Raw genomic sequence first — 24,425 nt, 5'->3', positions numbered from 1 at the left:
CGCCGCCGCATCCGGTGGTCGCCTGCGCACAGCAACGAATGAGAGTCACGTGGTCATCGAGAATCCTTCCGCCACCGGTCCGTCGCACGACGGGCCGCACCGCGACGAGCGCGACGATGCCGAGCGCTACGACTTCCGGGCGCTCCAAGAGAAGTGGCTGCCCGTCTGGGACGAGCTGAAGCCGTTCCAGACCGACCTCGAGGGCGACAACCGCCCCCGCAAGTACGTGCTCGACATGTTCCCCTACCCCTCGGGCGACCTGCACATGGGGCATGCGGAGGCGTACGCCCTCGGCGACGTGATCGCCCGCTACTGGCGGCAGCAGGGCTTCAACGTGCTGCACCCGATCGGCTGGGACTCGTTCGGCCTGCCCGCCGAGAACGCCGCCATCAAGCGCAACCTCGACCCGCGGCAGTGGACCTACGACAACATCGAGCAGCAGCGCTCGAGCTTCCGCAAGTATGCGGGCTCCTTCGACTGGGACCGCGTGCTGCACACCTCCGACCCCGAGTACTACAAGTGGAACCAGTGGCTGTTCCTCAAGATGTACGAGAAGGGCCTGGCGTACCGCAAGGCCAGCTGGGTGAACTGGGATCCGGTCGACCAGACCGTGCTCGCCAACGAGCAGGTGCTGCCCGACGGCACCTCCGAGCGCTCGGGCGCCGTCGTGGTGAAGAAGAAGCTGACGCAGTGGTACTTCCGCATCACCGACTACGCCGACCGCCTGCTCGACGACCTGCGCCAGCTCGAGGGCACCTGGCCGGCGAAGGTCATCGCCATGCAGCGCAACTGGATCGGGCGCTCCATCGGGGCGGATGTCGACTTCCGCATCGAGGGGCGCGACGAGCCCGTCACCGTGTTCACCACCCGGCCCGACACGCTCTACGGCGCGACCTTCATGGTGGTCGCCCCCGACTCCGACCTCGCGCAGGAGCTCGTCGCCACGGGCTCGGGCGAGAACGCGGATGCGGTGCGCGAGCGTTTCGCGAGCTACCTCGCCGACGTGCAGAAGTCGTCCGAGACCGAGCGGCAGGCCACCGACCGGCCGAAGACCGGCATCTTCCTCGAGCGCTACGCGATCAACCCCGTCAACGGCGAGCGCCTGCCCATCTGGGCGGCCGACTACGTGCTGGCCGACTACGGTCACGGCGCGGTGATGGCCGTGCCCGCGCACGACCAGCGCGACCTCGACTTCGCACGCGCCTTCGATCTGCCCATCCGCATCGTGGTCGACACGCTGCAGCCGGTGACCGGCGCCATCCCGGTGGTGCAGGGCGACGAGCTGCCCGAAGACCTGCCGGCCGACATCACCGAGATCAACCCGGCGAAGACGGGCATCGCGCTCGCCGGAGAGGGGCGGCTGATCAACTCGGGGCCGCTCGACGGGCTGTCGAAGTCGAACGCCATCCGCAAGATCATCGAGATCCTCGAGGCGGCGGGCACCGGCCGGCCGGCCAAGAACTACCGCCTGCGCGACTGGCTCATCTCCCGGCAGCGCTACTGGGGCACGCCCATCCCGATCATCCACGGGGCGGATGGCACGGAGTACCCGGTGCCCGAAGACCAGCTGCCCGTGCTGCTGCCGCCCACCGAGGGGCTGAACCTCACCCCGAAGGGCACCTCGCCCCTCGGCGGCGCGACGGACTGGGTGAACGTGCCCAACCCGGTCGACGGCACGCCCGCGCTCCGCGACCCCGACACGATGGACACCTTCGTCGACAGCTCGTGGTACTTCCTGCGCTTCCTGTCGCCGAACGACGAGACGAAGGCGTTCGACCCGCGCGAAGTCGACAAGTGGGCGCCGGTCGACCAGTACGTGGGGGGCGTGACCCACGCCATCCTGCACCTGCTCTACGCGCGCTTCATCACGAAGGTGCTGTTCGACCTCGGCTACGTCTCGTTCACCGAGCCGTTCAGCGCCCTGCTCAACCAGGGCATGGTGCTGATGGAGGGCTCGGCCATGTCGAAGTCCAAGGGCAACCTGGTGCGGCTCTCCGACCAGCTCGAGGAGCACGGGGTGGATGCGGTGCGCCTCACCATGGCGTTCGCCGGCCCCCCGGAGGACGACATCGACTGGGCCGACGTCTCGCCGGCCGGGTCGGCGAAGTTCCTGGCGCGCGCCTGGCGGCTCGTGGGCGACGTGACGTCGCCGCCGTCGGTGAACTGGCGGGAGGGCGACCGCGCGCTGCGGCGCGTCACGCACCGGTTCCTCGCCGAAGCACCGGGTCTCATCGAGTCGTTCAAGTTCAACGTGGTGGTGGCGCGGCTGATGGAGCTCGTGAACGCTGCCCGCAAGGCCATCGACTCGGGCCCCGGCGGGGGCGACCCGGCGGTGCGCGAGGCCGTCGAGACCATCGCGCTCGGGCTCTCGCTGTTCGCGCCGTACACGGCGGAGGACATGTGGGCACGGCTCGGCTACGAGCCCTCGATCGCGAACTACGGCTGGCGGGGCGCGGATGCGTCGCTGCTGACCGAGGAGACGGTCACGGCGGTCGTGCAGGTCGACGGCAAGGTGCGCGACCGGCTGGAGGTGTCGCCGAAGATCGACGGGGCGACGCTCGAGGCCACGGCTCGGGAGCTGGCTTCGGTGCAGCGGTCGATCGGTGACCGTGAGATCGTGACCGTCGTCGCGCGGGCGCCGCGACTCATCAACTTCGTCACAAAACCGGCCTCGTAGCGGGTTGTCCACAGATCTCCCCGAGGGGGAGTCTGGGGTTCGGTGAGTTCCTAGGGTTGCCGCATGGCAGCTGGGCGAAGGGCACGAGGTGGGGGCGCTGCGCGCGCCCGCTCGTCGCTCGGCGGGGCGGTCGCGGGTGGCTCGGGGCCGCGCGCGGCGGATGCGGCGGATGCCACGGATGCGACGGCTGGTGCGGCGGCGGCGGCTGGTGCGGGTGCGCCAGGGCCGTCGGTGCGCATGCGCATCGGGGTCGGCGCAGCCGTGGTGCTGGTCGTGCTCGCGCTCGTGTGCTCCGTTCTCATCACCGCGTTCTCTCCCGTCGGGGTGACGACCACGCTCGGCCCGGCTGCGGCGTCCGATGAGACGGGCCCGGGCGGGCCGTCTTCACCCGCGGCCACCGGCGGTCCGACGTCGACGGCTGCGCCGCGCGACTCCGTCGCCGCTCCCGCACCCACGACGGGCGGGGTGCTCCTGGTGCACGTCCTCGGCGCGGTCGTGGCGCCCGGCGTCTACGAGTTGGCCGAAGGCGCGCGAGTGTTCGACGCGGTATCGGCCGCCGGCGGGCTCACCGACCAAGCCGACCAATCCTCCGTCAATCTGGCTCGCCCCGTGGTCGACGGAGAGCAGCTGCGGGTGCTCGCGGCGGGCGAGACGCCGCCGCCCGCTCCGCCGGGCGGCGGGGCGTCAGGCGGCGCTGCGGCCGGGGGAGCGGGCGGGGCTTCGGACGCCGCCGGTGCCGGTGAGGCGGCTGCGGCTCCCGGCGCTGTCGTCAACCTCAACTCGGCGACCGAGCTCGATCTCGACGGGCTGCCGCGAATCGGTCCGGCGATGGCGGCCCGCATCATCGCCTGGCGCACGGCGAACGGCCCCTTCACGGCGGTCGACGACCTCCTGCAGGTGACCGGAATCGGCGAGAAGACGCTCGAATCCCTTCGCCCTCTGGTCACGGTGTGACATGGCCGCACGTCTTGGCGCCTCGCCGGCCGCCTCGGCCCTCGAAGCGGGAACCGCCACCGATCTGCGCCTGGCCCCGGCGGCAGGTCTCGCCTGGGCGAGTGCCTGGTTGCTCACCGGTGTCCCGCCCGTGGCGGCACCGGCCGCCGTCGTCGCCTGGCTGCTGGTCGCAGCGACTCTCCTGGCACTCCTGGCGTCTGCGGGCTCGCCGGCAGCGCGGCGGTACCGCCCCGCGATCGAGTTCGAGCGGTCAGCCCGGTGGGGTGCATCCGCCCCGAGTCGGGTCGCTGGTGGCGGCAGGGGCGACCGCCCATCGCGCCTCCACGGCCGCGCGCGGCGCTGGTTGCCGGGCGTCACACTGGCGGCGGCAGCAGCGGGCCTCGTCTGCACGTCGGTCTTCGCGCTCGGGCACCTGCGGCATCCCGGTAGCCTCGACAGCGATCGCCCGCTCGCCGGGTCCGCCGTCGTCACGATCACCGGTGTCGCGAAACCCGCGCAGGGCGGTGGCGCCTTCGCGGGCGCCGGTGAGCGCATCACTGTCGACGGCACCCTCGAATCGTTCACCACGGGTGCTTCGCACATCGAACTCCGGGCTCCTGCCTTGGTGTTCGCGACACTGGCGCGCGCGACGACGCTCCCGATCGGTTCCACCGTCCGCGTCGCCGGCACCCTCACAGCGCTCCCGCCGGGGGAGTCGCACGAATTCCTCCTGTTCGGGCGGGGTCAACCGCAGGTCGAACGTGCCCCGCCGTGGTACCTGAGCTGGGCGCACACCGTGCGGCAGCGCTTTCGCGCCGTCACGTCCCAACTCCCCGGCGACGGTGCCGACCTCCTGGCCGGCCTCGCCGTGGGCGACGACAGCGCGGTCGAGTCCGAACTGCACGACGCGATGACCGTCAGCGGTCTCACGCACCTCACCGCCGTGTCCGGAGCGAACTGCGCCATCGTCGTGTCGGCGGTCATGCTCGGCGCCGGCGCCGTCGGCCTCGGCCGGCGCATCCGCGTCGCGGTCTCGGTCCTCGTCCTGGTCCTGTTCGTCATCCTCGTGACGCCAGAACCCAGCGTGCTCCGTGCGGCCACCATGGCCGTCATCGTGCTGATCGCGCTGGCCACCGGCCGCCCGTCCGGTGGACTGCCGCCACTCTGTCTCTCCGTCATCGTGCTCCTCGCCCTCGACCCCTGGCTCGGGCGCAGCGCCGGCTTCGCGCTCTCGGTGCTCGCGACCGCCGGGCTCCTGCTGCTCACCCGCCCGCTCGCAGCCGTTCTCCGCCGGTTCCTGCCACCCTGGCTCGCGCTCGCCGTCTCGGTGCCCGTCGCGGCCCAGCTCGCCTGCCAGCCCGTGCTCTTTCTGTTGAGCCCTCAGATCACGCCCTACACGGTGCCGGCGAACATGCTCGCCGAGCCGGCTGCGGCCGCCGTCAGTGTTCTCGGGCTGGTGGTCTGCATCCTCGCCGTCGTGGCACCACCACTCGGCGCCCTCGCCGCCTGGCTGCCCTGGGTGCCGTCGGCCTGGATCGCGGCTGTCGCCCGCTTCTTCGCGGCCGCGCCGTTCGCGGCGATCCCGGTTCCCGACGGGGCGCTCGCCGCCGCTGCCGCCATCGTGCTCACCGCTCTCTTCCTGCTGGCGGTCTTCTCCGCCCGCCGGCACCCGCTGGTCGCCTCCGTCACCGGAGTGCTGACCGCCGTCGGCCTCGTGGCGGGCGGCGGCGCGCTGATCGGTACCGTGACCGCTCGCGACGCGGCCGTGCCGCACGACTGGCAGATCGCAGCCTGCGACATCGGCCAGGGCGACGCGGTGCTGCTGCGCAGCCGCGAGGTGGTCGCGCTCGTCGACGTGGGCCCCGACCCCGAACCGCTCACCGCCTGCCTCCGTCGCCTCCACCTCTCCCGCATCGACCTCTTGGTGCTGACGCACTACGACCGCGACCACGTCGGAGGCCTCGACGCCGTCCTGGGTCTCGTCGACACCGCCCTCGTCGGGCCGGCCGACGGGCCCGCCGACGAGCGCCTGCTCGCCGACCTCCGCGACGGCGGTGCCGAAGTGGTCCACGCCGCCCGCGGCCAGAACGGAACGCTCGGCGACTACCACTGGGACGTGCTGTGGCCCCGCGCCGGAACCGGGCTCTCCGGCAACGACGCGAGCGTCACGATGCTGTTCACCGGTCCGCTGCGGGCGTTGTTCCTCGGCGACCTGGGCGAGCAGGCTCAGGATGCGGTGCGTGCGGCGAACCAGATCACGCCGGTCGACGTCGTGAAGGTCGCGCACCACGGCAGCGCCGACCAGAGCGAGCGCCTCTACGGCGACCTCCGCGCCCCCATCGCCCTCATCTCGGTCGGCGCCGACAACAGCTACGGCCACCCCACCGACCGACTCCTCGGTATCCTCGGCCGCGTCGGAAGCCGCCCCTTCCGCACCGACCTCGAGGGCCTCGTCGTCGTCTCCGGCACCTCTGCCGCACCCACCGTCTGGACCGAGACCCGTGCCCCGCCCAGGGGCGACCGTGTCGGTGGGGGCGGATAGGCTGAGGAGGCATCGACGGGAAGGTGAGCATGGCAGTCGCGCGCGGCAGAGCTGCGGCCAAACCGGCCGCCAAGGTGGCGATTCCGCAGCTGGAGTGGAATCAGGTACGTCCGGCGGCGGTCGTGCTGGTCACCGGCGCCGAGACCTTTCTGGCCGAGCGCGCCATCCGTCAGCTTCGCGACCTGTTGAAGGCCGAAGACCCGAGCCTCGAGGTCACCGACGTCGACGCCGCGTCGTACGTGCCGGGCGAGCTGCTCTCGCTCGCGAGCCCGTCGCTGTTCGGCGAGCCCCGCCTCATCCGCGTCGCCGCGGTGGAGAAATGCACTGACGCCTTCATCGAGGATGCGATCGCCTATCTCGGCTACCCGGCCGACGACACCTATCTGGTGCTGCGCCACGGTGGCGGGGTGCGCGGCAAGAAGCTCCTCGAGGCGATCCGCGCGGCGTCGGGCGTCGCCATCGAGGTCGTGTGCGCCGAGATCAAGCGGGATGCCGACCGGTACGAGTTCGCCTCGGCCGAGTTCCGGGCAGCGGGCAAGCGCGCCACCCCGGGGGCGATCCGCGCGCTGGTGTCGGCGTTCTCCGACGACCTCGCGGAGCTCTCGGCCGCGTGCGCTCAGCTGGTCTCCGACACGGCGGAAGAGATCACCGAGGTCACCGTCGAGCGGTACTACGCCGGGCGAGTCGAGACCAACGCCTTCGCGGTGGCGGATTCGGCGATCGCGGGCAACTACGGCGACTCGCTCGCGCTGCTCCGCCACGCCCTCGCCTCGGGCGCCGACCCGGTGCCCATCGTGGCGGCGTTCGCGATGAAGCTGCGCACCATGGCGAAGGTGCTCGGCACCCGTGGCGCCTCCGGCCAGCTGGCCGGCCAGCTCGGCATGGCGCCGTGGCAGGTCGATCGCGCTCGCCGTGACCTCGCCGGCTGGTCGAGCGAGGGCCTCGGCCGCAGCATCCAGGTGCTCGCCGAGACCGACGAGAACGTCAAGGGCGCCGCCCGCGACCCCGTCTACGCCCTCGAGCACATGATCAGCGTCGTCTCCTCCCGCGGCACCCTCTAACCCCGACCAGCCCGCCGGCCGCCGCCCGGCGCCCCCTGCCGGGCGGCCCACCTGCCCGGCGGCCGCACCCGCACCCCCGCCCGGCGGCCCCACCCGCCTCTTCCCCCACCCCCGCGCCGCGGTGCCCTGGAACCACGGAGCCCACCAGCAGGTTCGGGCTGTGGCTCCGTCGTTGCCGTCCGATGGCGCACAACTCCGTCGTTACGGGCGCCGTTCGGGAGCTGAGCGCACGAAAAAGGGCCCCGCCGAAGCGGGGCCCGATGCTGTGCGGCGCAGGATCAGAGCGCGGCGACCTGCTTGGCGATGGCCGACTTGCGGTTCGCCGCCTGGTTCTTGTGGATGACGCCCTTCGACGCCGCCTTGTCGAGCTTCTTGCCCGCGAGGAGCAGCGCAGCGGCTGCCTTGTCCTTGTCGCCGGCGACGACGGCCTCGCGAGTGGCGCGGATGGCGGTCTTGAGCTCGCTCTTCACGGCCTTGTTGCGCTCCTGCGCCTTCTTGTTGGTGCCGATGCGCTTGATCTGCGACTTGATGTTTGCCACGGAAATAACCTCTGTATCTGTTCGGATGAGTGCGGTGCGATGCTCCGCTACGGCCGGGCCGCGGATGGAGCCACTCGCTGATCGCACCCGACGAAATCACGTGGATGCGTAAGCCAACAGGCAACATTACCAGTTCTCGAGCGCCCGAACAATCCGAACGGCGGTCCGAAGCTCCCGAACCCAAAACCCGGGCAGTACCGTAGAAGCCTATGCCCCGTCTCGCCTCCCACACCGACGCGGTGCCACCCTCCGGCATCCGTCGCATCTTCGAGCTGGCCCAGTCGCTCGACGACGTCACGTATCTCCTCTTCGGCGAGCCCGACGTGCCCGCCCAGCCCGCCGTGCTGGCGGCGGGCGCCCAGGCCTGGCAGGCCGGCGACGCCCGCTACACACCGAACGGCGGCATCGCCCCGCTCCGCGACGCGATCGTGCGCACGGTGGCCGAGCGCAACGGCATCCGCACCGACCCCGAGCAGGTCTGGGTGACCCACGGCGCGACGCAGGGCCTCCACCTCGCGATGAGCCTCGTGCTCGATCCGGGCGACGAGATCCTCGTGCCCGACCCGGGCTACACGACTTTCACCATGAACGCGCACCTGCTCTCAGCGACGCCGGTGCCCTACCCCCTCCGGCCCGAGAACGCGTTCGTGCCCGACCTCGCCGAGCTCGCCCGACTCGTCACCGACCGCACCCGCGCCCTCATCGTCAACTCGCCCTCGAACCCGCTCGGCGCCGTCTTCGACCGCGCGACCCTGCAGGACCTCCTCGACTTCGCCCGCGAGCACGACCTCTGGGTGATCAGCGACGAGGTCTACGAGCGCTTCACCTACAGCATTCCGCACGTCAGCATGGCGAGTCTCGACGCAGCCGACGACCGCGTGTTCACGGTGTTCTCGGCCTCGAAGACCTACGCGCTCACCGGCGCCCGGGTGGGCTGGCTGCTCACCCCGCCGGGCTTCGCGCCGCTCCTCCGTTCGGCGCAGGAGGCGATGATCAGCTGCATCAACACCCCCGCGCAACGTGCGGTGGTCGCGGCGCTGACCGGTTCGCAGCAGGGGGTGACGGATGCCTCCGCCCACTACCGCGAGAACCTCGCCGCGGCCACGGCGGTGCTGCGGGAGCGCGGCATCCGCTACCTCGAGCCGGCCGGAGCGTTCTATCTGTGGGTCGACGTCTCGCATGCCACCGACGGTGACGTGGCGGCCTGGGCCGAGCGCTTCCTGCTCGAGCAGCGGGTGGCCGTGGCACCGGGCAGCGCGTTCGGGCGCATGGGCGAGGGCTGGGTGCGCCTGTGTGTCGCCGCCGCCCGTGACGACCTGCTCACCGGCGTCCGGCGGCTCCCCGCCCCAGCAGGAGCCGGTCCGGCGGCCGACGCCGGCTCGGCCTCAGACGCCGGCCCCGCCATCGTCATCCGCCCGATCCGCCCCGACGAGATCGCGCTCGCCGGCGAGCAACGGCACGCGGCTTACGCCCACGACTTCGCGATCGGGGGCGCGTACGCCGAGGAGGTGCGCTCCGTCGGCACGCACGTCGAGTCGGCGGAGGTGTGGGTGGCGGTCGATGCCGCGACCGGCGCCGTGCTCGGCTCGGTCACGCTGCCGCGACCGGGCGAATCCCTCACCGGGCTCGCGCGCGAGGGCGAGCTCGAATTCCGCCTGCTCGCGGTCGACCCGGCCGCCCGTGGTCGCGGCATCGGCCGCCGTCTCACCGAATTCGTTCTGGAGACCGCCCGCGCTCGCGGCGCGAGCCGCGTCGTGATGAACAGCGGCACCGCCATGACCACGGCGCACCAGCTCTACGAGTCGATGGGCTTCACCCGGATGCCCGACCGCGAGAACCCGCCCGGCATTGAGCCGTCCCGCGCCTACGGACGGGAGCTCTGATGCGCATCGCCGTCATCGGCGCCGGCGCGGTCGGTGGCGTGATCGCCGCTCTCGCCGATCGCGCGGGCCACGACGTGACCGTGACCGCGCGGGGCCCCCAACTCGACGCGATCCGCGCCGGCGGGCTGCACCTCTCGGGTCACTGGGGCGACCACCGGGCGCGGCCCCGCGCATCCGCTGTGCTCGACGAACGTCCTGAACTCGCCGTGCTGACCGTGAAAGCACAGGATGCCCGGGCCGCGCTCGGCGCGAACGCCGCGTTCCTCGGCGGCGTCCCCGTCGTGGTGGTGCAGAACGGTCTCGGCGGGGCGGAGGCGGCGGCCGCACTGCCCACGTCGCCCGTGGTGGGCGGACTCGCCCTGTTCGCGGCCTCATACCTCTCGCCGGGCGAGGTCGCCATCACGACCCCGGCCACCACTTACCTCGGCATCCCCGCCCGCCCCGCCCGCGCGGCCGGCAGAGGCGGTACTCCCGACGCGGCCGCGGCGCTCGCGCTCGCGAGCTCCGTGCTCGGCGGGTTCCTGCCGGTCAAGACCACCGCGAACTTCGCCGGCGCCCAGTGGACCAAGCTGATCGTCAACCAGATCAACGCCCTGCCGGCCATCACCGGGCTCTCGGTGCAGGAGACGATCGCCGACGCGCGGCTGCGGGCCGTGCTCACCGCCAGCATGCGCGAGGCGGTCGCCGTGGCCCGGGCCCGCGGAGTGCACTTCGAGACGCTGCTCGGTCTCAGTGACCCGCTGCTCCGCGTCTTCGCCGCCGCCCCGCGCGCGCTCGCCCAGCTGCTGCCCCGGCTGATGTCCCGCCGGATCGGCGCGACGCCGAACCCCGGGTCGACGCTGCAGAGCATCCGTCGCGGTCAGCGGACGGAGATCGACCACCTCAACGGCGCCGTCGTCGAAGCGGCGCGCGAGGTGCACCTCGACGCCCCGGTCAACGCCCGGTTGGTCGGCCTCGTGCATCGGGTCGAGGCCGAGGGGGACTTCCTCACCCCCGCCGAGGTCGCACGCGCCATCCCCGTCTGACGCTGCCCGTCAGCTCCCGAGGTACGCGCCCGACCGCAGCTCGTCCACGAGCGCGGGCCCGTTCGGCTCCCACCCCAGGTCGATGCGGGCCGCCGAGCCGGTGGCCTGCTGGTCGAGCAGCAGCGCGTCGGCGAACGCCGCCGAGCCCAGCCGCTCCCGCGTCTCCTCGACCGACGACGGAGCCACCCGCCCGTCGAGCCCGGCCGCCGTCGCCGCCGCCTCGCCGAGCTCCCACACGGTCGGATTCTGCCCGCTCGCCCCGATGTAGTACGAACCGGGCGACGCGAGGTCGAAGGCCAGCAGGTACAGCTCGGCCAGGTCGTCGACGTGCACGGTCGTCCAGTGCTGCTCGCCGGAGCCGATGAGCGAGAGGGCCGGCGCGACCCCCGACCCGCGCGGCGCATCCTGGATCAGCGACGGGATGCCCTGGCCCCGCCCGAACACGATCGCGGGCGCGATGATCGTCGTCTTGATGCCGGCCGCCGAGCGCACCCGCGCCTCGATGGGCAGCCGCCACGCGGTCAGCTCCGGCGGGTCGAGCGCCGAGCGCTCGGTGATCGCATCGCCGGAGCCGAACACCCAGATGCCGCCCGTGTGCACGTAGGGCTTGTCGCTGCCCTCGAGCCCGGCGAACGCCGCCGAGACGAAGGCGTCGTCGGCGGCCGCGGCGTCGGAGTCGGCCGCGAGGTGGATGACGCCGTCGCTCTCGATGGCGAGGTGCGTGACGAGCTCGCGGTCGGTGACGCTGCCGAGCACCGCCCGGGCGCCCGTCGCCTCGACCTCGGGGATCGCGTCGGGGCGCCGCACGAGGGCGACGACGTCGCGCCCCTGCTCGCGGAGGTGACGGAGGACGGTTGAGCCGATGAAACCGGTCGCGCCGGTGAGGAGGATAGCCATACCCCAATTCAACCGCTCGATCCGTCTTCCATGCCCGACATGGCAGAATAGGTCGTCCCCTCTTTCCGGTTGCAGACCGGCGTGGCGACCCAGACGATCAAGAGGAATGCGTGAGCCCCACAGCCCTGAAGGCACTCGAACCGGCCTCCACCGACCCCGCGTTCATCCGCAATTTCTGCATCATCGCGCACATCGACCACGGCAAGTCCACTCTGGCCGACCGGATGCTCGGCATCACCGGTGTCGTCAGCGACCGCGACATGCGCGCGCAGTACCTCGACCGCATGGACATCGAGCGTGAGCGCGGCATCACCATCAAGAGCCAGGCGGTGCGGATGCCCTGGCGCCTCGGCGACCAGACCTACGCCCTCAACATGATCGACACCCCCGGGCACGTCGACTTCACCTACGAGGTGAGCCGCAGCCTCGCCGCCTGCGAGGGCGCCATCCTGCTGGTCGACGCCGCTCAGGGCATCGAGGCCCAGACCCTGGCGAACCTCTACCTCGCGCTCGAGAACGACCTCACGATCATCCCGGTGCTCAACAAGATCGACCTCCCGGCGGCCGATCCCGACAAGTACGCGAAGGAGCTCGCGAGCCTCATCGGCGGCAGCCCCGACGATGTGCTGCGGGTCTCCGGCAAGACCGGGCTCGGCGTCGAGGCCCTGCTCGACCGCGTCACCGAGCTCATCCCGGCGCCGGTCGGCGACCTCGCGGCGCCGGCCCGCGCCATGATCTTCGACTCCGTCTACGACGCCTACCGGGGCGTGGTCACCTACGTGCGCATGATCGACGGCAAGCTCAGCCCGCGCGAGCGCATCCAGATGATGTCGACGAGGGCCACCCACGAGATCCTCGAGATCGGCGTCTCCAGCCCCGAGCCCACCCCCTCCAAGGGTCTCGCGGTCGGCGAGGTGGGCTACCTCATCACGGGCGTGAAGGATGTGCGCCAGTCGAAGGTGGGCGACACCGTCACCAGCGCCGCGAAGCCCGCGACCGAGGCACTGCCGGGCTACACCGAACCGCTGCCGATGGTGTTCTCGGGCCTGTACCCGCTCGACGGCACCGACTACCCGGCGCTCCGCGAGGCGCTCGACAAGCTGAAGCTCAGCGACGCCGCCCTCGTGTACGAGCCCGAGACATCCGTGGCTCTCGGCTTCGGCTTCCGCTGCGGGTTCTTGGGGCTCCTGCACCTCGAGATCATCTCTGAGCGCCTCGAGCGCGAGTTCGGTCTCGACCTCATCGCCACCGCACCCAGCGTGATCTACGAAGTGATGACCGAAGACAAGAAGACCATCACGGTCACGAACCCCAGCGAGTTCCCGGGCGGCAAGATCGCGAGTGTGAAGGAGCCCGTGGTGAACGCCGCGATCCTCGCGCCGAAGGACTACGTGGGCGTCATCATGGAGCTCTGCCAGAGCCGGCGCGGCACGCTGCAGGGCATGGAGTTCCTCGGTGAAGACCGGGTGGAGATCAAGTACACGATGCCGCTCGGCGAGATCGTGTTCGACTTCTTCGACAACCTCAAGTCGAAGACCGCCGGCTACGCGTCGCTCGACTACGAACCCGCCGGCGAGGCGGAGGCCGATCTGGTGAAGGTCGACATCCTGCTGCAGGGCGAGCAGGTGGATGCGTTCAGCGCCATCGTGCACCGCGACAAGGCCTACGCCTACGGGGTGCTGATGACGGGGCGCCTCCGCGAGCTCATCCCGCGCCAGCAGTTCGAGGTGCCGATCCAGGCGGCGATCGGCGCCCGCATCATCGCGCGCGAGTCGATCCGTGCCATGCGCAAAGACGTTCTCGCCAAGTGCTACGGCGGTGACATCACCCGCAAGCGCAAGCTGCTCGAGAAGCAGAAAGAGGGCAAGAAGCGCATGAAGATGGTGGGCCGGGTCGAGGTGCCCCAGGAGGCCTTCATCGCGGCCCTCTCGGGCGACACCGAGAAGAAGGACAAGAAGTGACCGTGGCCGATGCGCTGCCCGCCGCCGCTCCGCGCGATGCACCGCTCAGCTACGCGGCCGTCGGCGCGACGCAGGCGCCCGACCTGCTCTACTACCCGCCGAAGGGCTTCCGGCCGATGGAGCGCCAGGCGCGCATCGGCTCCGGTGCAGCCCGCTTCGAGACCGCGAGCGCGAAGCTCATGGCGTGGGGTGTGCAGCGCGGTTCGGGGCTGACGGTCGACGACATCCGGATGCCCGCCCCCACCGACACCGACTACGCCGGCCTCGTCTACGACGCCGCCGGCACGCCCGTCCGCCCGCGCAGCGCCGACGCCGAGCAGGCCTACGGCGAAGACGGCACCCCGCTCGTCACACCGGGGATGACGGCGGTCGTGGGCATCCGTCTGCTCGGGCGCACCGTGGCCGCGCCCGTGCGGGTGGTCTACCTCCTCGACGAGCCCGGTCGGCGCGGCTTCGCCTACGGCACCCTGCCCGGCCACCCCGAGTCGGGCGAGGAGCTCTTCGCCGTCGAACACCGCAGCGACGACTCGGTCTGGGTCGTGGTGCGCGCCTTCTCCCGGCCCTCGTCGTGGCTGTACTGGCTGGGCTACCCCGTGCTCCGGGTGATGCAGGAGCGCGCCACCCGCCGGTACCTGCGCTCGCTGTCGCCCGCGCGGGGCGTCTAGGGTCATGCCCTCCACTCTCCCGCTGGGAGATCCGGCGCCGGTCGACGGGCTGCTGCCTGCGTCGGCGGCCGCAGCCGCAGCCGCAGCCGCCGACGCCGGTGCTGACGTGCCCCGCGGCTTCGGGCTCTACGTGCACGTGCCGTTCTGCCGTGTGCGCTGCGGCTACTGCGACTTCAACACCTACACGGCCACCGAGCTCCGCGGCGTGCGGCAGTCGGACTACGCGAGCCAGGCCATCGCCGAGATGCGGTTCGCCGCGGGGGTGCTCGACGCATCCGGCCAGCCGGCTCGCCCGCTGGCCACCGTGTTCTTCGGCGGCGGCACACCCACCCTGCTCCCCGCCGGGCAGCTCGTGGCGATGCTCGCCGCCGCCCGCGACACCTGGGGCATCGCCCCGGGAGCCGAGGTCACCACCGAGGCCAACCCCGACTCCGTCGACGCCTCCTACCTCCGGACGCTCGCGGATGCCGGCTTCACCCGGGTGAGCTTCGGCATGCAGTCGGCGGTGCCGCACGTGCTCGCCACCCTCGAGCGCACGCACGACCCCGAGCGCATCCCGGATGTGGTGCGCTGGGCCAAGGACGCCGGTCTCGACGTCAGCCTCGACCTCATCTACGGCACCCCGGGCGAGAGCCTCGACGACTGGCAGCGGTCGATCGACGCGGTGCTGGCCGAGCGGCCCGATCACATCTCGGCCTACGCGCTCATCGTGGAGGAGGGGACGAAGCTCGCCCGCCAGATCCGGTCCGGACAGGTGGCCGCGCCCTCCGACGACCTGCAGGCCGACATGTACGAGCGGGCGGATGCCGCGTTCGGAGCCGCAGGCTACGAGTGGTACGAGGTGAGCAACTGGGCCCGCGACGCGGAGCACCGCTCGCGCCACAACCTCGGCTACTGGGTGGGCAACGACTGGTGGGGGATCGGTCCGGGGTCGCACAGCTACGTCGGCGACACCCGATGGTGGAACGTGAAGCACCCGGCGGCGTACGCGCAGCGCATCGCGGCGGGGGAGTCGCCCGCGGCCGGCCGCGAGACGATCAGTGCGGATGCGCGCGAACTCGAGCGCATCCTCCTCCTCACCCGCGTGCGCGGCGCTCTGCACCTGCGCACGCTCGCGCCCGAGGCGCGTCCCGCCGTGGCCGCTCTCATCGCCGAGGGTCTCATCGACGGCCCGGCTGCCCTCCGCGGCACCCTCGAGCTCACCCTGCAGGGCCGGCTTCTGGCCGACGCGGTCGTGCGCCGCCTCACCTGACGCCTCGACCCCTCAAGCAACGGCGAACGGCGTGTCCGTTCCCGTCGCCTTTGGGCGAAGCCCAACCGAAGACGGGAACGGACACGCCGTTCGCCGTTGCGCCTCCGCTTACTTGATGAAGCGGAAGTTGAAGAAGTAGCGGTAGGTGCCGCCCTGGTTCACCTTGATGCCGGCGATGATCGCGAAGATGAGGCCGACGATCTGCACCGCCCAGGCGAGGAAGTAGAACAGGAAGCCGATGAAGATGAACGCCGTGATCGTGCCGATGATGTAGAGGCCCACGACGAAGATCGCCACGGTGATCTGGAAGTTCAGGGACTCCTTGGCCTCCTGGTTGGTCAGCGGACCGCGGTCCTTGAACACCAGCCAGATGATCAGCGGCGGGATCCAGCCGAGGATGCCACCGAGCTGTCCGAGGAAGGCCCACTGCTTGTCCTCGGCGGGCGACAGCGGAGCGCCCGCGGGCGCCTGCTGGTAGCCCGGCTGCTGCTGGTAGCCCGGCTGGGGCTGCTGGTACCCGGGCGGCGGGGCCTGGTAGCCGGGGGGAGGTGTCGGCTGTCCGGCCGGGGGAGTGGGCTGGCCGGCGGCCGGGTCGTACGGCGGTGTTGCGTTGGGGTCAGTCATGTCTCGCCCTTTCAGACGTGGGATGCACGGGCTCGTGCACAGAGACAAGATAGCGCCCGGGCTGACGGGCAGCAATGATTTCCGCTCAGGGTGTTCGCATCCCCCGCGTCATAATCGGAGATATAATTGGCACTCCGGTGTGGTGAGTGCCAATACGAGGAGGGTGCGATGGTCTCGGAACGCAGCCTCGAGGTGCTCAGGGTGATCGTGCAGGACTATGTCGCCTCGCGCGAGCCGGTCGGTTCGAAGAGCATCGCCGAGCGGCACTCCTTCGGCGTGTCGGCCGCCACCATCCGCAATGACATGGCGCTCCTCGAAGAAGAGGAGCTGATCACCGCCCCGCACACCTCCAGCGGCCGGGTGCCCACCGACAAGGGCTATCGCCTCTTCGTCGACCACCTCGCCGACCTCCGGCCGCTCAGTCCCGCTCAGCGGCACGCCATCGAGACCTTCCTCGACTCGAGCGTCGACGTCGACGACGTGCTGGCCCGCACGGTGCGCCTGCTCTCCCAGCTCACCCATCAGGTGGCCCTGGTGCAGTACCCCTCGCTCTCCCAGGCGCGCGTGCGCCACGTCGAGGTGGTCTCGCTCACCCCGCGGCGCCTGATGACCGTCGTCATCACCGACAGCGGCCACGTCGATCAGCGCGTGGTCGACGTGCCGGCCGAGATCGACGACGCGCTCATCGCCGAGTTGCGCACACGCTTGAACGAGGCCGTCGGCGGACTCGGCCTCACCGAAGCCGCCAGCGCGCTCACCGGCGTCGCCGACCGCTTCCCGCCCGAGCACGCCCCGACGGTCTCGGTGGTGGCGGGCATCCTGCGCGACCAGGTCACGGCCAACCGGCAGGAGAAGCTGCTCATCGCCGGGGCGGCCAACCTGGTGCGCACCGAGGACGACTTCCACGGCAGCATCCTCCCCGTGCTCGAGGCGGTGGAGGAGCAGGTGGTGCTGCTGCGGCTGTTCAGCGAGATGGAGGCCGACCAGCGCGGTGTCACCGTCTCGATCGGCCGCGAGAACGAATCGTTCGGCCTCGGCGAGACATCCATTCTCGCCTCCGGATACTCCGGGATCGGCACCTCGGTGTCCCGCCTCGGGGTGCTCGGCCCCACCCGCATGGACTACTCGAGCAACATCTCGGCGGTGCGCGCGGTGGCGCGTTACCTCTCCCGCACCCTCGGAGACTCGGGCAGCGCAGACTGACCGTTCCTCCGCCACGGCTACACGACCCTCACCGATACGAAGGAGAAGCCCCCGGTGGCTGACCATTACGACGTGCTCGGCGTCTCGCGCGAAGCGACGCCCGAGGAGATCAAGAAGGCCTACCGCAGGTTGGCCCGCGAACTGCACCCCGACGTGAATCCGAGCCCGGATGCGCAGGAGAAGTTCAAGCAGGTCACCCACGCCTACGACGTGCTGAGCGACCCTGGGCAGCGCCGCGACTACGACCGCGGCCCACAGCCCGGCTTCGGCGGCGGCGCGCAGGGCTTCGGCGGGTTCGGGGACATCTTCGAGACCTTCTTCGGCGGCCAGGGCGGCGCCTCCCGCGGCCCGAAATCGCGGGCCGAGCGCGGGCAGGATGCGCTGCTCCGGGTGGAGGTCGACCTCGGCGAGGTCATCTTCGGCACCCACCGCGACCTCGAGGTCGACACCGCCGTGATCTGCGAGACCTGCAACGGCTCGTGCTGCCAGCCGGGCACCTCCCCGGTCACCTGCGACATCTGCGGCGGCTCCGGCTCCATCCAGCGCACCGTGCGCTCCCTCCTCGGCAACGTGGTGACGAGCGCACCGTGCGGCACCTGCCGCGGCTACGGCACGGTCATCCCGAACCCGTGCCCCACCTGCCAGGGTCAGGGCCGGGTGCGCGCTCGTCGCACCATCCCGGTCGACATCCCCGCGGGCGTCGACACCGGCCTCCGCCTCCAGCTGCCCGGCCAGGGCGAGGTCGGCCCGGCCGGCGGCCCGCAGGGCGACATCTACCTCGAGATGAAGGTCAAGCACCACGACGTCTTCTCGCGCAACGACGACGACCTGCTCTGCACCCTCGAGGTGCAGATGTGGGACGCCGTGCTCGGCACCACCACCACCGTCCAGGCGCTCGACGGCGACATCGAGATCGAGATCAAGCCCGGCACGCAGAGCGCCGAGGTCATCACGGTGAAGAACCGCGGCGTCACGCACCTGCGCGGCAACGGCCGCGGCGATCTTCGGGTCGGGGTGCAGGTGGTGACGCCCACGAAGCTCGACCACAAGCAGAAGGAGCTCGTGAAGCAGCTCGCCGATGCGCACAAGTACCCGGCGCCCACCCTCGGGCACTTCCAGCAGGGCTTGTTCGCGAAGCTCCGCGACCGCTTCCTCAACGTCTGACCCGCGCCCGATGAGCTCGCTCTTCCTCCGCGACGACCTGGCCTCCGTGCCGCACGGCCTGGGCGACGTCGTCGTGCTCTCGGGCGACGAGGCGCGGCACGCCGCCACGGTGAACCGGATGCGCGTGGGCGAGCACACCGCCATCGGCGACGGCCGCGGGCTCGTCGTCTCGGGGGTGGTCACCCGGGTCGAGGCGCGTGAACTCGAGCTGGCGGTGGAGACGGCGGTCCGGCATCCGGAGCCCTCACCACCCCTCGTGCTCGTGCAGGCGCTCGCGAAGGGCGACCGAGACGAGCTCGCCGTGCAGACGGCGACCGAGCTCGGGGTCGCGGCGGTCGTGCCGTGGCAGGCCGAGCGTTCGGTGTCGCGCTGGGCCGGAGCGAAGGTCGCCAAGGGCGTCGAGCGCTGGGGCGCGATCGTGCGGGAGGCGGCGAAGCAGTCGATCCGGCCGTTCGTGCCGACCGTGAGCGGGCTGGCCGACCTGCGCGCGTTGGAGGCGCTGGCGGCGGAGAGCCGGATGCTCGTGCTCGAGCCGACCGCCGAGCTCCGCCTGAGCGAGGTGGCCGGCGCGCTCGCGGCCGAGGAGAGCGCGGCGCCGGTGGTGCTCGTCGTCGGCCCCGAGGGCGGCATCTCCCCACGGGAGCTGTCCGCGCTCGCGGCGGCCGGTGCCCGTTCGGTGCGGCTCGGCACCGAGGTGCTGCGCACCTCGAGCGCGGGGCCGGCCGCGCTGGCGGTGCTGAACGCGTCGCTCGGCCGCTGGTGAGCCGCTCCACTCCTGCACAGGCACGCTCGTAGCGAACCCGGTACGCGGAGTTGTCAACACCCGGTCCGTTTATGGGGTGCCAAAACTAGACTGGAGCCATGTCCACCGAAACCGACTCGCCGTCGATCTTCAGCCGAATCGTCGCCCGGGAGATCCCGGCGACCATCCTCGCCGAGACCGATCGGGTCATCGCGTTCCCCGACATCGCGCCCAAAGCGCCCGTGCACGTGCTGGTCGTGCCGAAGACCGAGCAGTACCGCAACGTGGTCGAACTGGCCGCCGGTGACCCCGGCCTCCTGGCCGAGGTCGTCGCGGTCGCCAACTCCCTCGCTGCCGAACTGACCGACGGCGACTTCAGACTCATTTTCAACACCGGCGCGAACGCCGGACAGACCGTCTTCCACGTGCACGCCCACGTGCTCGGGGGCGGCCTCGAGGAAGGAACCCTTGGACAGGGCTGACACCGCATCCACATCCGCACAGAACTCCCCGCAGGGCGAAGCGCGCCTGCACGTCGACGGCATCGAGATGGTGCGCCTGCTCGGTCCGCAGGACAGGCTGCTCACCACCGTGGAGCGTCAGTTCCCGTCGGTCACCGTGCTCGTCCGCGGCAACGACATCACGCTGAGCGGTGACGCCGATCAGGTCGACGCGGCGCGCCGGCTGGTCGAAGAACTGCTGCTCATGGTGCGCGGCGGGCACGACCTCACACCCGTCGAGGTGTCCTCCTCGGCGCGCATCCTCGAGCACGATCGCGCGGCGAGCCCCGCCGAGTTGCTGAGCCAGGCCATCGTGACCGCGCGCGGCCGGAGCGTGCGGCCGAAGACGATGGGCCAGAAGCAGTACGTCGACGCCATCGACGAGAACACGATCGTGTTCGGCATCGGCCCCGCGGGCACCGGCAAGACCTACCTCGCCATGGCGAAGGCGGTTCAGGCGCTGCAACGCAAAGAGGTCGAGCGCATCATCCTCACCCGTCCCGCGGTGGAGGCGGGTGAGCGGCTCGGCTACCTGCCGGGAACGCTGACCGACAAGATCGACCCCTACCTGCGGCCGCTCTACGACGCGCTGAACGAGATGATGGATCCCGAGATCGTGCCGAAGCTCCTGGCCGCCGGCACCATCGAGGTGGCACCCCTCGCCTACATGCGCGGCCGCACCCTGAACAACTCCTTCATCGTGCTCGACGAGGCGCAGAACACCACCCCCGAGCAGATGAAGATGTTCCTCACCCGGCTCGGCTTCGGCTCGAAGATGGTGGTCACGGGCGACATCACGCAGGTCGACCTGCCCACCGGCACCAGTGGCCTGCAGGTCGTGACGCGCATCCTCGACCGGATCGACGACATCCATTTCGCCACGCTCACGAGCGCCGACGTGGTGCGGCACACGCTGGTGGGGCAGATCGTCGACGCCTACACCAAATACGATCAGGTGCAGATGGCGCGCCGGGAGAACGCCGGCCACGGGCCGGAGTTCGGCTCCGAGCGCGACCGTCGGTACAACCGCAGCAAACGTTAGGGTCACCGTGTCGATAGAGGTCAACAACGAGTCGTCGGTGCCGGTCGACGAGACGGCACTGCTGCGCCTGGCGAGCTACGCGCTCGACCAGATGCACGTGCACCCCGACGCCGAGCTCGCGATCGTGCTGGTCGACGAGGCGGCCATGGAACAACTGCACGTGCAATGGATGGACGAGCCGGGCCCCACCGACGTGCTGAGCTTCCCGATGGACGAGCTGCGCCCCGGCACCGAAGACCAGCCCACCCCGGCGGGCCTCCTCGGCGACGTCGTGCTCTGCCCCCAGGTGGCCGAGTCGCAGGCGCAGACGGCGGGTCACTCCACCCTCGAAGAACTGCTGCTGCTCACCACGCACGGCATCCTGCACCTGCTCGGGTTCGATCACGCAGAGCCCGAGGAGGAGAAGGAGATGTTCGGCATCCAGCGCGACATCCTGGTGGGCTTCGCGATGAGTGAGCGTCGCCGCCCGGCATGACCATCGTCCTGTTCCTGATCGCGGCGTTCGTCCTGGTGGCGTTCGGCGGGCTGTTCGCCGCCGTCGACTCGGCGATGCTCTCGCTCTCGCGGTCGGACATCCTGGAGCTCGCCGAGCGCTACCGCGCCAAGCGCTCGCTGCGCGCCATCGCCGACGACCCGGGTGCGCACGTGAACGCGGTGAACTTCGCGCGCGTCGTCTTCGAGACAACCGCCGCGGTGCTCGTCACGATCGCCCTGGCGTTCTCCATCGACATCCTGTGGCTCGCGCTCGTGCTGTCGGCGCTCATCATGACCGCGGTGTCGTTCGTGCTGGTGGGCTCGAGCCCCCGCAGCGTCGGGCGCGTGCACTCCCGTGCGGTGCTGCGGTACGGCGCCGTTCCGGTGCACCTCGTGCGCGTGGTGCTCGGGCCGGTGGCGAGCGCTCTCGTGGCCATCGGCAACCGGGTCACCCCCGGCCGGCCGCGCTCGGGCACGTTCTCCTCCGAGGAGCAGCTGCTCAGCATGGTCGACGAGGCCACCGAACTGGCGGTGCTCGAAGAGGACGACCGCGAACTCATCCACTCCATCATCGAGTTCAACGACACGGTGGTGCGCGAGGTGATGATCCCGCGAACCGACATGGTCACCCTCGAAGACGATGCGACGGTGGGGCACGGCCTCGGTCTCTTCCTGAGCAAGGGGGTCTCGCGCATCCCGGTGGTCGAGGACGACGACGTCGACAAGATCTCGGGGGTGCTCTACCTCCGCGATGCGGCACGCCTGAGCTACGAGCGACCGGACGAGGTCGACCAGATGCCGGTGAGCACGCTCGCCCGGCCCGCCCTGTTCATCCCGGAGTCGAAGAAGGTCGACGACACTCTGCGCCAGATGCAGCTCGAGTCGAACCACCTGGCGATGGTGGTCGACGAGTACGGCGGCATCGCCGGTCTCGTCACCCTCGAAGACCTGATCGAGGAGCTCGTCGGCGACATCTCCGACGAGTACGACCGCGACGTCGTCGAGGTCGAGGAGCTCGGCGACGAGCGTTACCGGGTGAGTGCTCGGCTGCCGGTCGACGAGCTGGGCGAGCTGTTCGACCTCGAGCTCGACGACGACGACGTCGACTCGGTGGGGGGTCTCCTCGGGAAGGCCCTCGGCCGGCTCCCGGTCGCTGGCTCGGTGGCTCGCGTCGGCGGGCTCGAACTCACCGCCGACCGGGTCGACGGTCGCCGCAAACGGCTGGTAACCGTGATCGTGCGTCGCGATCCGGAAGCACCGGCGCCGGTGTCGACGAACACGGGCCCCACCCGCAAGGTCAGCCCCTCGAAGGAGAACGCATGAGTGACGCCGTAGCAGACGACGACTTCCGGGCCGGGTTCGTGACCTTCGTCGGCCGGCCGAACGTCGGCAAGTCGACGCTCACGAACGCCCTGGTGGGGGAGAAGGTCGCCATCACCAGTTCGAAGCCGCAGACCACGCGGCAGGCCATCCGCGGCATCGTGCACGACCCGGCCGGGCAGCTGATCGTGGTCGACACCCCGGGAATGCACCGGCCGCGCACCCTCCTCGGTGAACGACTCAACTCCCTCGTGCAGTCCACGCTCGGCGACGTCGACGTCATCGGGTTCTGCCTGCCGGCCGACGAGAAGCTCGGCCCGGGCGACCGGTACATCAACGACCAGCTCGACGCCTACCCCGGTGCCAAGAAGATCGCCATCGTCACCAAGATCGACTCGGCGTCCAAGCAGCAGGTCGGCGAGCAGCTGCTCGCGGTGTCGGAACTGCGGGACTGGGAGACCATCGTGCCGGTGTCGGCCACCGACCGCATCCAGCTCGACGTGCTGACCCGGGAGATCATCCGCCTGCTGCCCCGCTCCGAGAAGCTCTATCCCGACGACCAGATCACCGACGAGGGGCTCGAGTCGCGCATCGCCGAACTCATCCGCGAGGCCGCTCTCGAAGGGGTGCGCGACGAGCTGCCGCACTCGATCGCGGTCACGATCGACGACATGACCGAGCGTGACGACCGCGACCTGGTGGAGATCTACGCGAACCTGTTCGTCGAGCGCGACAGCCAGAAGGGCATCATCATCGGCCCGAAGGGGTCACGGCTCGGCGAGGTCGGGTCGCGGGCGCGCGCCGAGATCGAACCGTTGCTGGGGCGGCAGGTGTACCTGAACATCCGGGTGAAGGTGGCCAAGGACTGGCAGCGTGATCCGAAACTGCTCGGCCGGCTGGGGTTCTGAATCGCACGCCGCAGAGAGGCGATAGCCTGGTGATCGTGTCTACCGCAGAGAACCCGTTCGGCCAGGTGCTGGTCGCCATGGTCACCCCGTTCACCGCCGATGGCGAAGTGGATTGGCCCGGGGTCGAGAAGCTCATCGACGACCTCATCACGGGCGGCGCCGACGGCATCGTCGTCTCGGGCACCACCGGTGAGACGTCGACGCTCACCGACCCGGAGAAGATCCGGCTCGTCGAGGTGGGCAAAGACGTCGCGGCCGGTCGCGCCAAGATCATCACGGGCGGCGGCTCGAACGAGACCGCGCACGCCATGCAGCTCGCTCGCCAGAGCGAGAAGGCGGGGGCCGACGGCAACCTCGTCGTCACGCCGTACTACAACAAGCCGACGCAGGCGGGCATCCTCACGCACTTCCGCATGATCGCGGATGCGACCGACCTCCCGGTCATCCTCTACGACATCCCCGGCCGCACCGGCGTGCCCATCAAGTACGAGACCATCCTGCGCCTGGCGAAGCACCCGAACATCCTGGCGGTCAAAGACGCCAAGGGCGATTTCAGCGAGGTCAGCCGGGTGCTGAATCAGACCGATCTGCTCTACTTCTCGGGCGACGACGCCAACGTGCTGCCGCACCTCTCGATCGGCGCCGTCGGCCTCATCGGCGTGACCGCGAACGTCGCCCCCGCGCCGTACCGCACCATCGTCGACGCGGTGAACGCGGGCGATCTCGCCACGGCGACCGCGGCCCACCAGTCGCTCGAACCGCTGGTGCGGGCGATCATGACCCACGTCCCCGGCACCGTCGCGGCGAAGTACATCCTGCACGGCCTCGGCCGCATCGGGAGCCCGCGGGTGCGGCTGCCGCTCGTCGGCCCCGAGGAGTGGGAGGCCGCGCAGATTGAGAACGAGGTCGATCTGGTGCAGGGCATCGAGGGCCTGAAGCTGAAGAAGTTCCGGCCCGACCGCAACGCCGCCGCGGGCGGGGCCCTGCCCAAGGTGGCGGGCACGACGCGCTGA

Annotated in this window: 21 protein-coding genes; 18 read left to right on the top strand and 3 right to left on the bottom strand. The window is 70.8% G+C overall.

Features of this window, described 5'->3' with window-relative positions; translation table 11 throughout:
* Positions 1-55 precede the first annotated feature (55 nt).
* The 4 genes from leuS to holA all read left to right on the top strand — a co-directional run bounded on the left by leuS (position 56) and on the right by holA (position 7,213).
* Positions 56-2,677: a leucine--tRNA ligase gene (gene leuS, locus AC3WLB_RS10810; RefSeq protein ID WP_083890460.1), complete on the top strand. Its 2,622-nt coding sequence runs from the start codon at positions 56-58 to the stop codon at positions 2,675-2,677.
* A 63-nt stretch (positions 2,678-2,740) separates the two neighbouring features.
* Positions 2,741-3,631, top strand: coding sequence for a ComEA family DNA-binding protein (locus tag AC3WLB_RS10805; protein WP_492505812.1), 891 nt, complete (start codon positions 2,741-2,743; stop codon positions 3,629-3,631).
* 1 nt (position 3,632) lies between these two features.
* A complete protein-coding gene (locus AC3WLB_RS10800) occupies positions 3,633-6,152 on the top strand; it encodes a ComEC/Rec2 family competence protein (RefSeq protein WP_492505810.1) in 2,520 nt (839 codons plus the stop codon).
* A gap of 29 nt (positions 6,153-6,181) precedes the next feature.
* Positions 6,182-7,213, top strand: a complete 1,032-nt coding sequence (gene holA / locus AC3WLB_RS10795; RefSeq protein ID WP_492505808.1) for a DNA polymerase III subunit delta — start codon at positions 6,182-6,184, stop codon at positions 7,211-7,213.
* 278 nt (positions 7,214-7,491) lie between these two features.
* On the opposite strand, the gene rpsT is transcribed toward holA, so the two are convergent.
* A complete protein-coding gene (gene rpsT, locus AC3WLB_RS10790) occupies positions 7,492-7,752 on the bottom strand; it encodes a 30S ribosomal protein S20 (protein ID WP_492505806.1) in 261 nt (86 codons plus the stop codon).
* A gap of 209 nt (positions 7,753-7,961) precedes the next feature.
* Here rpsT and AC3WLB_RS10785 point away from each other — a divergent pair, with 209 nt between their 5' ends.
* Together AC3WLB_RS10785 and AC3WLB_RS10780 are read left to right on the top strand one after the other, a co-directional pair.
* A complete protein-coding gene (locus AC3WLB_RS10785; protein WP_492505804.1) occupies positions 7,962-9,635 on the top strand; it encodes an aminotransferase class I/II-fold pyridoxal phosphate-dependent enzyme in 1,674 nt (557 codons plus the stop codon).
* On the top strand, positions 9,635-10,660 hold the full coding sequence (locus tag AC3WLB_RS10780) for a ketopantoate reductase family protein (RefSeq protein WP_492505802.1): 1,026 nt from the start codon (positions 9,635-9,637) through the stop codon (positions 10,658-10,660). Before AC3WLB_RS10785 ends, AC3WLB_RS10780 begins: the two co-directional genes overlap by 1 nt.
* Positions 10,661-10,669: 9 nt before the next feature.
* On the opposite strand, the gene AC3WLB_RS10775 is transcribed toward AC3WLB_RS10780, so the two are convergent.
* The gene (locus AC3WLB_RS10775; protein ID WP_492505800.1) at positions 10,670-11,557 is read right to left on the bottom strand and encodes an NAD-dependent epimerase/dehydratase family protein; all 888 of its coding nucleotides are present in this window, start codon (positions 11,555-11,557) and stop codon (positions 10,670-10,672) included.
* A 110-nt stretch (positions 11,558-11,667) separates the two neighbouring features.
* Between AC3WLB_RS10775 and lepA the strand changes: the two genes are divergently transcribed.
* From lepA to hemW, 3 genes are read left to right on the top strand one after another with little or no spacing between them, the layout of a single operon-like run.
* Positions 11,668-13,518: a translation elongation factor 4 gene (lepA, locus tag AC3WLB_RS10770; protein ID WP_492505798.1), complete on the top strand. Its 1,851-nt coding sequence runs from the start codon at positions 11,668-11,670 to the stop codon at positions 13,516-13,518.
* Positions 13,515-14,183: a DUF1990 domain-containing protein gene (locus tag AC3WLB_RS10765; protein WP_492505796.1), complete on the top strand. Its 669-nt coding sequence runs from the start codon at positions 13,515-13,517 to the stop codon at positions 14,181-14,183. Before lepA ends, AC3WLB_RS10765 begins: the two co-directional genes overlap by 4 nt.
* 4 nt (positions 14,184-14,187) lie before the next feature.
* The gene (hemW, locus tag AC3WLB_RS10760) at positions 14,188-15,435 is read left to right on the top strand and encodes a radical SAM family heme chaperone HemW (RefSeq protein WP_492505794.1); all 1,248 of its coding nucleotides are present in this window, start codon (positions 14,188-14,190) and stop codon (positions 15,433-15,435) included.
* A 108-nt stretch (positions 15,436-15,543) separates the two neighbouring features.
* Here hemW and AC3WLB_RS10755 read toward each other — a convergent pair whose 3' ends face one another.
* Positions 15,544-16,059: a DUF4870 domain-containing protein gene (locus AC3WLB_RS10755; RefSeq protein WP_492505792.1), complete on the bottom strand. Its 516-nt coding sequence runs from the start codon at positions 16,057-16,059 to the stop codon at positions 15,544-15,546.
* 168 nt (positions 16,060-16,227) lie between these two features.
* On the opposite strand from AC3WLB_RS10755, the gene hrcA reads away from it, so the two are divergent.
* From hrcA to dapA, 9 genes are all read left to right on the top strand, one after another.
* On the top strand, positions 16,228-17,262 hold the full coding sequence (gene hrcA / locus AC3WLB_RS10750) for a heat-inducible transcriptional repressor HrcA (protein ID WP_022896401.1): 1,035 nt from the start codon (positions 16,228-16,230) through the stop codon (positions 17,260-17,262).
* 54 nt (positions 17,263-17,316) lie between these two features.
* Positions 17,317-18,426, top strand: coding sequence for a molecular chaperone DnaJ (gene dnaJ, locus AC3WLB_RS10745; RefSeq protein ID WP_022896402.1), 1,110 nt, complete (start codon positions 17,317-17,319; stop codon positions 18,424-18,426).
* Positions 18,427-18,436: 10 nt separating this feature from the next.
* A complete protein-coding gene (locus AC3WLB_RS10740; RefSeq protein ID WP_492505789.1) occupies positions 18,437-19,189 on the top strand; it encodes a 16S rRNA (uracil(1498)-N(3))-methyltransferase in 753 nt (250 codons plus the stop codon).
* A gap of 98 nt (positions 19,190-19,287) precedes the next feature.
* Positions 19,288-19,650 (top strand): HIT domain-containing protein, encoded by a 363-nt coding sequence (locus tag AC3WLB_RS10735; protein WP_022896404.1) that lies wholly within the window; start codon positions 19,288-19,290, stop codon positions 19,648-19,650.
* A complete protein-coding gene (locus AC3WLB_RS10730; protein WP_492505787.1) occupies positions 19,637-20,710 on the top strand; it encodes a PhoH family protein in 1,074 nt (357 codons plus the stop codon). Before AC3WLB_RS10735 ends, AC3WLB_RS10730 begins: the two co-directional genes overlap by 14 nt.
* Positions 20,711-20,717: 7 nt before the next feature.
* On the top strand, positions 20,718-21,185 hold the full coding sequence (gene ybeY / locus AC3WLB_RS10725) for an rRNA maturation RNase YbeY (protein ID WP_022895987.1): 468 nt from the start codon (positions 20,718-20,720) through the stop codon (positions 21,183-21,185).
* Entirely contained in the window at positions 21,182-22,507 is a 1,326-nt protein-coding gene (locus AC3WLB_RS10720) for a hemolysin family protein (RefSeq protein WP_022895988.1), read from the top strand. The genes ybeY and AC3WLB_RS10720 overlap by 4 nt, the downstream gene beginning before the upstream one ends.
* Entirely contained in the window at positions 22,504-23,412 is a 909-nt protein-coding gene (gene era / locus AC3WLB_RS10715) for a GTPase Era (RefSeq protein WP_022895989.1), read from the top strand. The genes AC3WLB_RS10720 and era overlap by 4 nt, the downstream gene beginning before the upstream one ends.
* Before the next feature lie 35 nt (positions 23,413-23,447).
* Complete coding sequence (gene dapA, locus AC3WLB_RS10710) at positions 23,448-24,425, top strand: 4-hydroxy-tetrahydrodipicolinate synthase (protein WP_031281908.1); 978 nt, start codon at positions 23,448-23,450, stop codon at positions 24,423-24,425.

The sequence above is a fragment of the Herbiconiux sp. FW305-C-125 genome, assembly GCF_058783455.1.
This window is presented reverse-complemented; position numbering and strand designations above follow the sequence as displayed.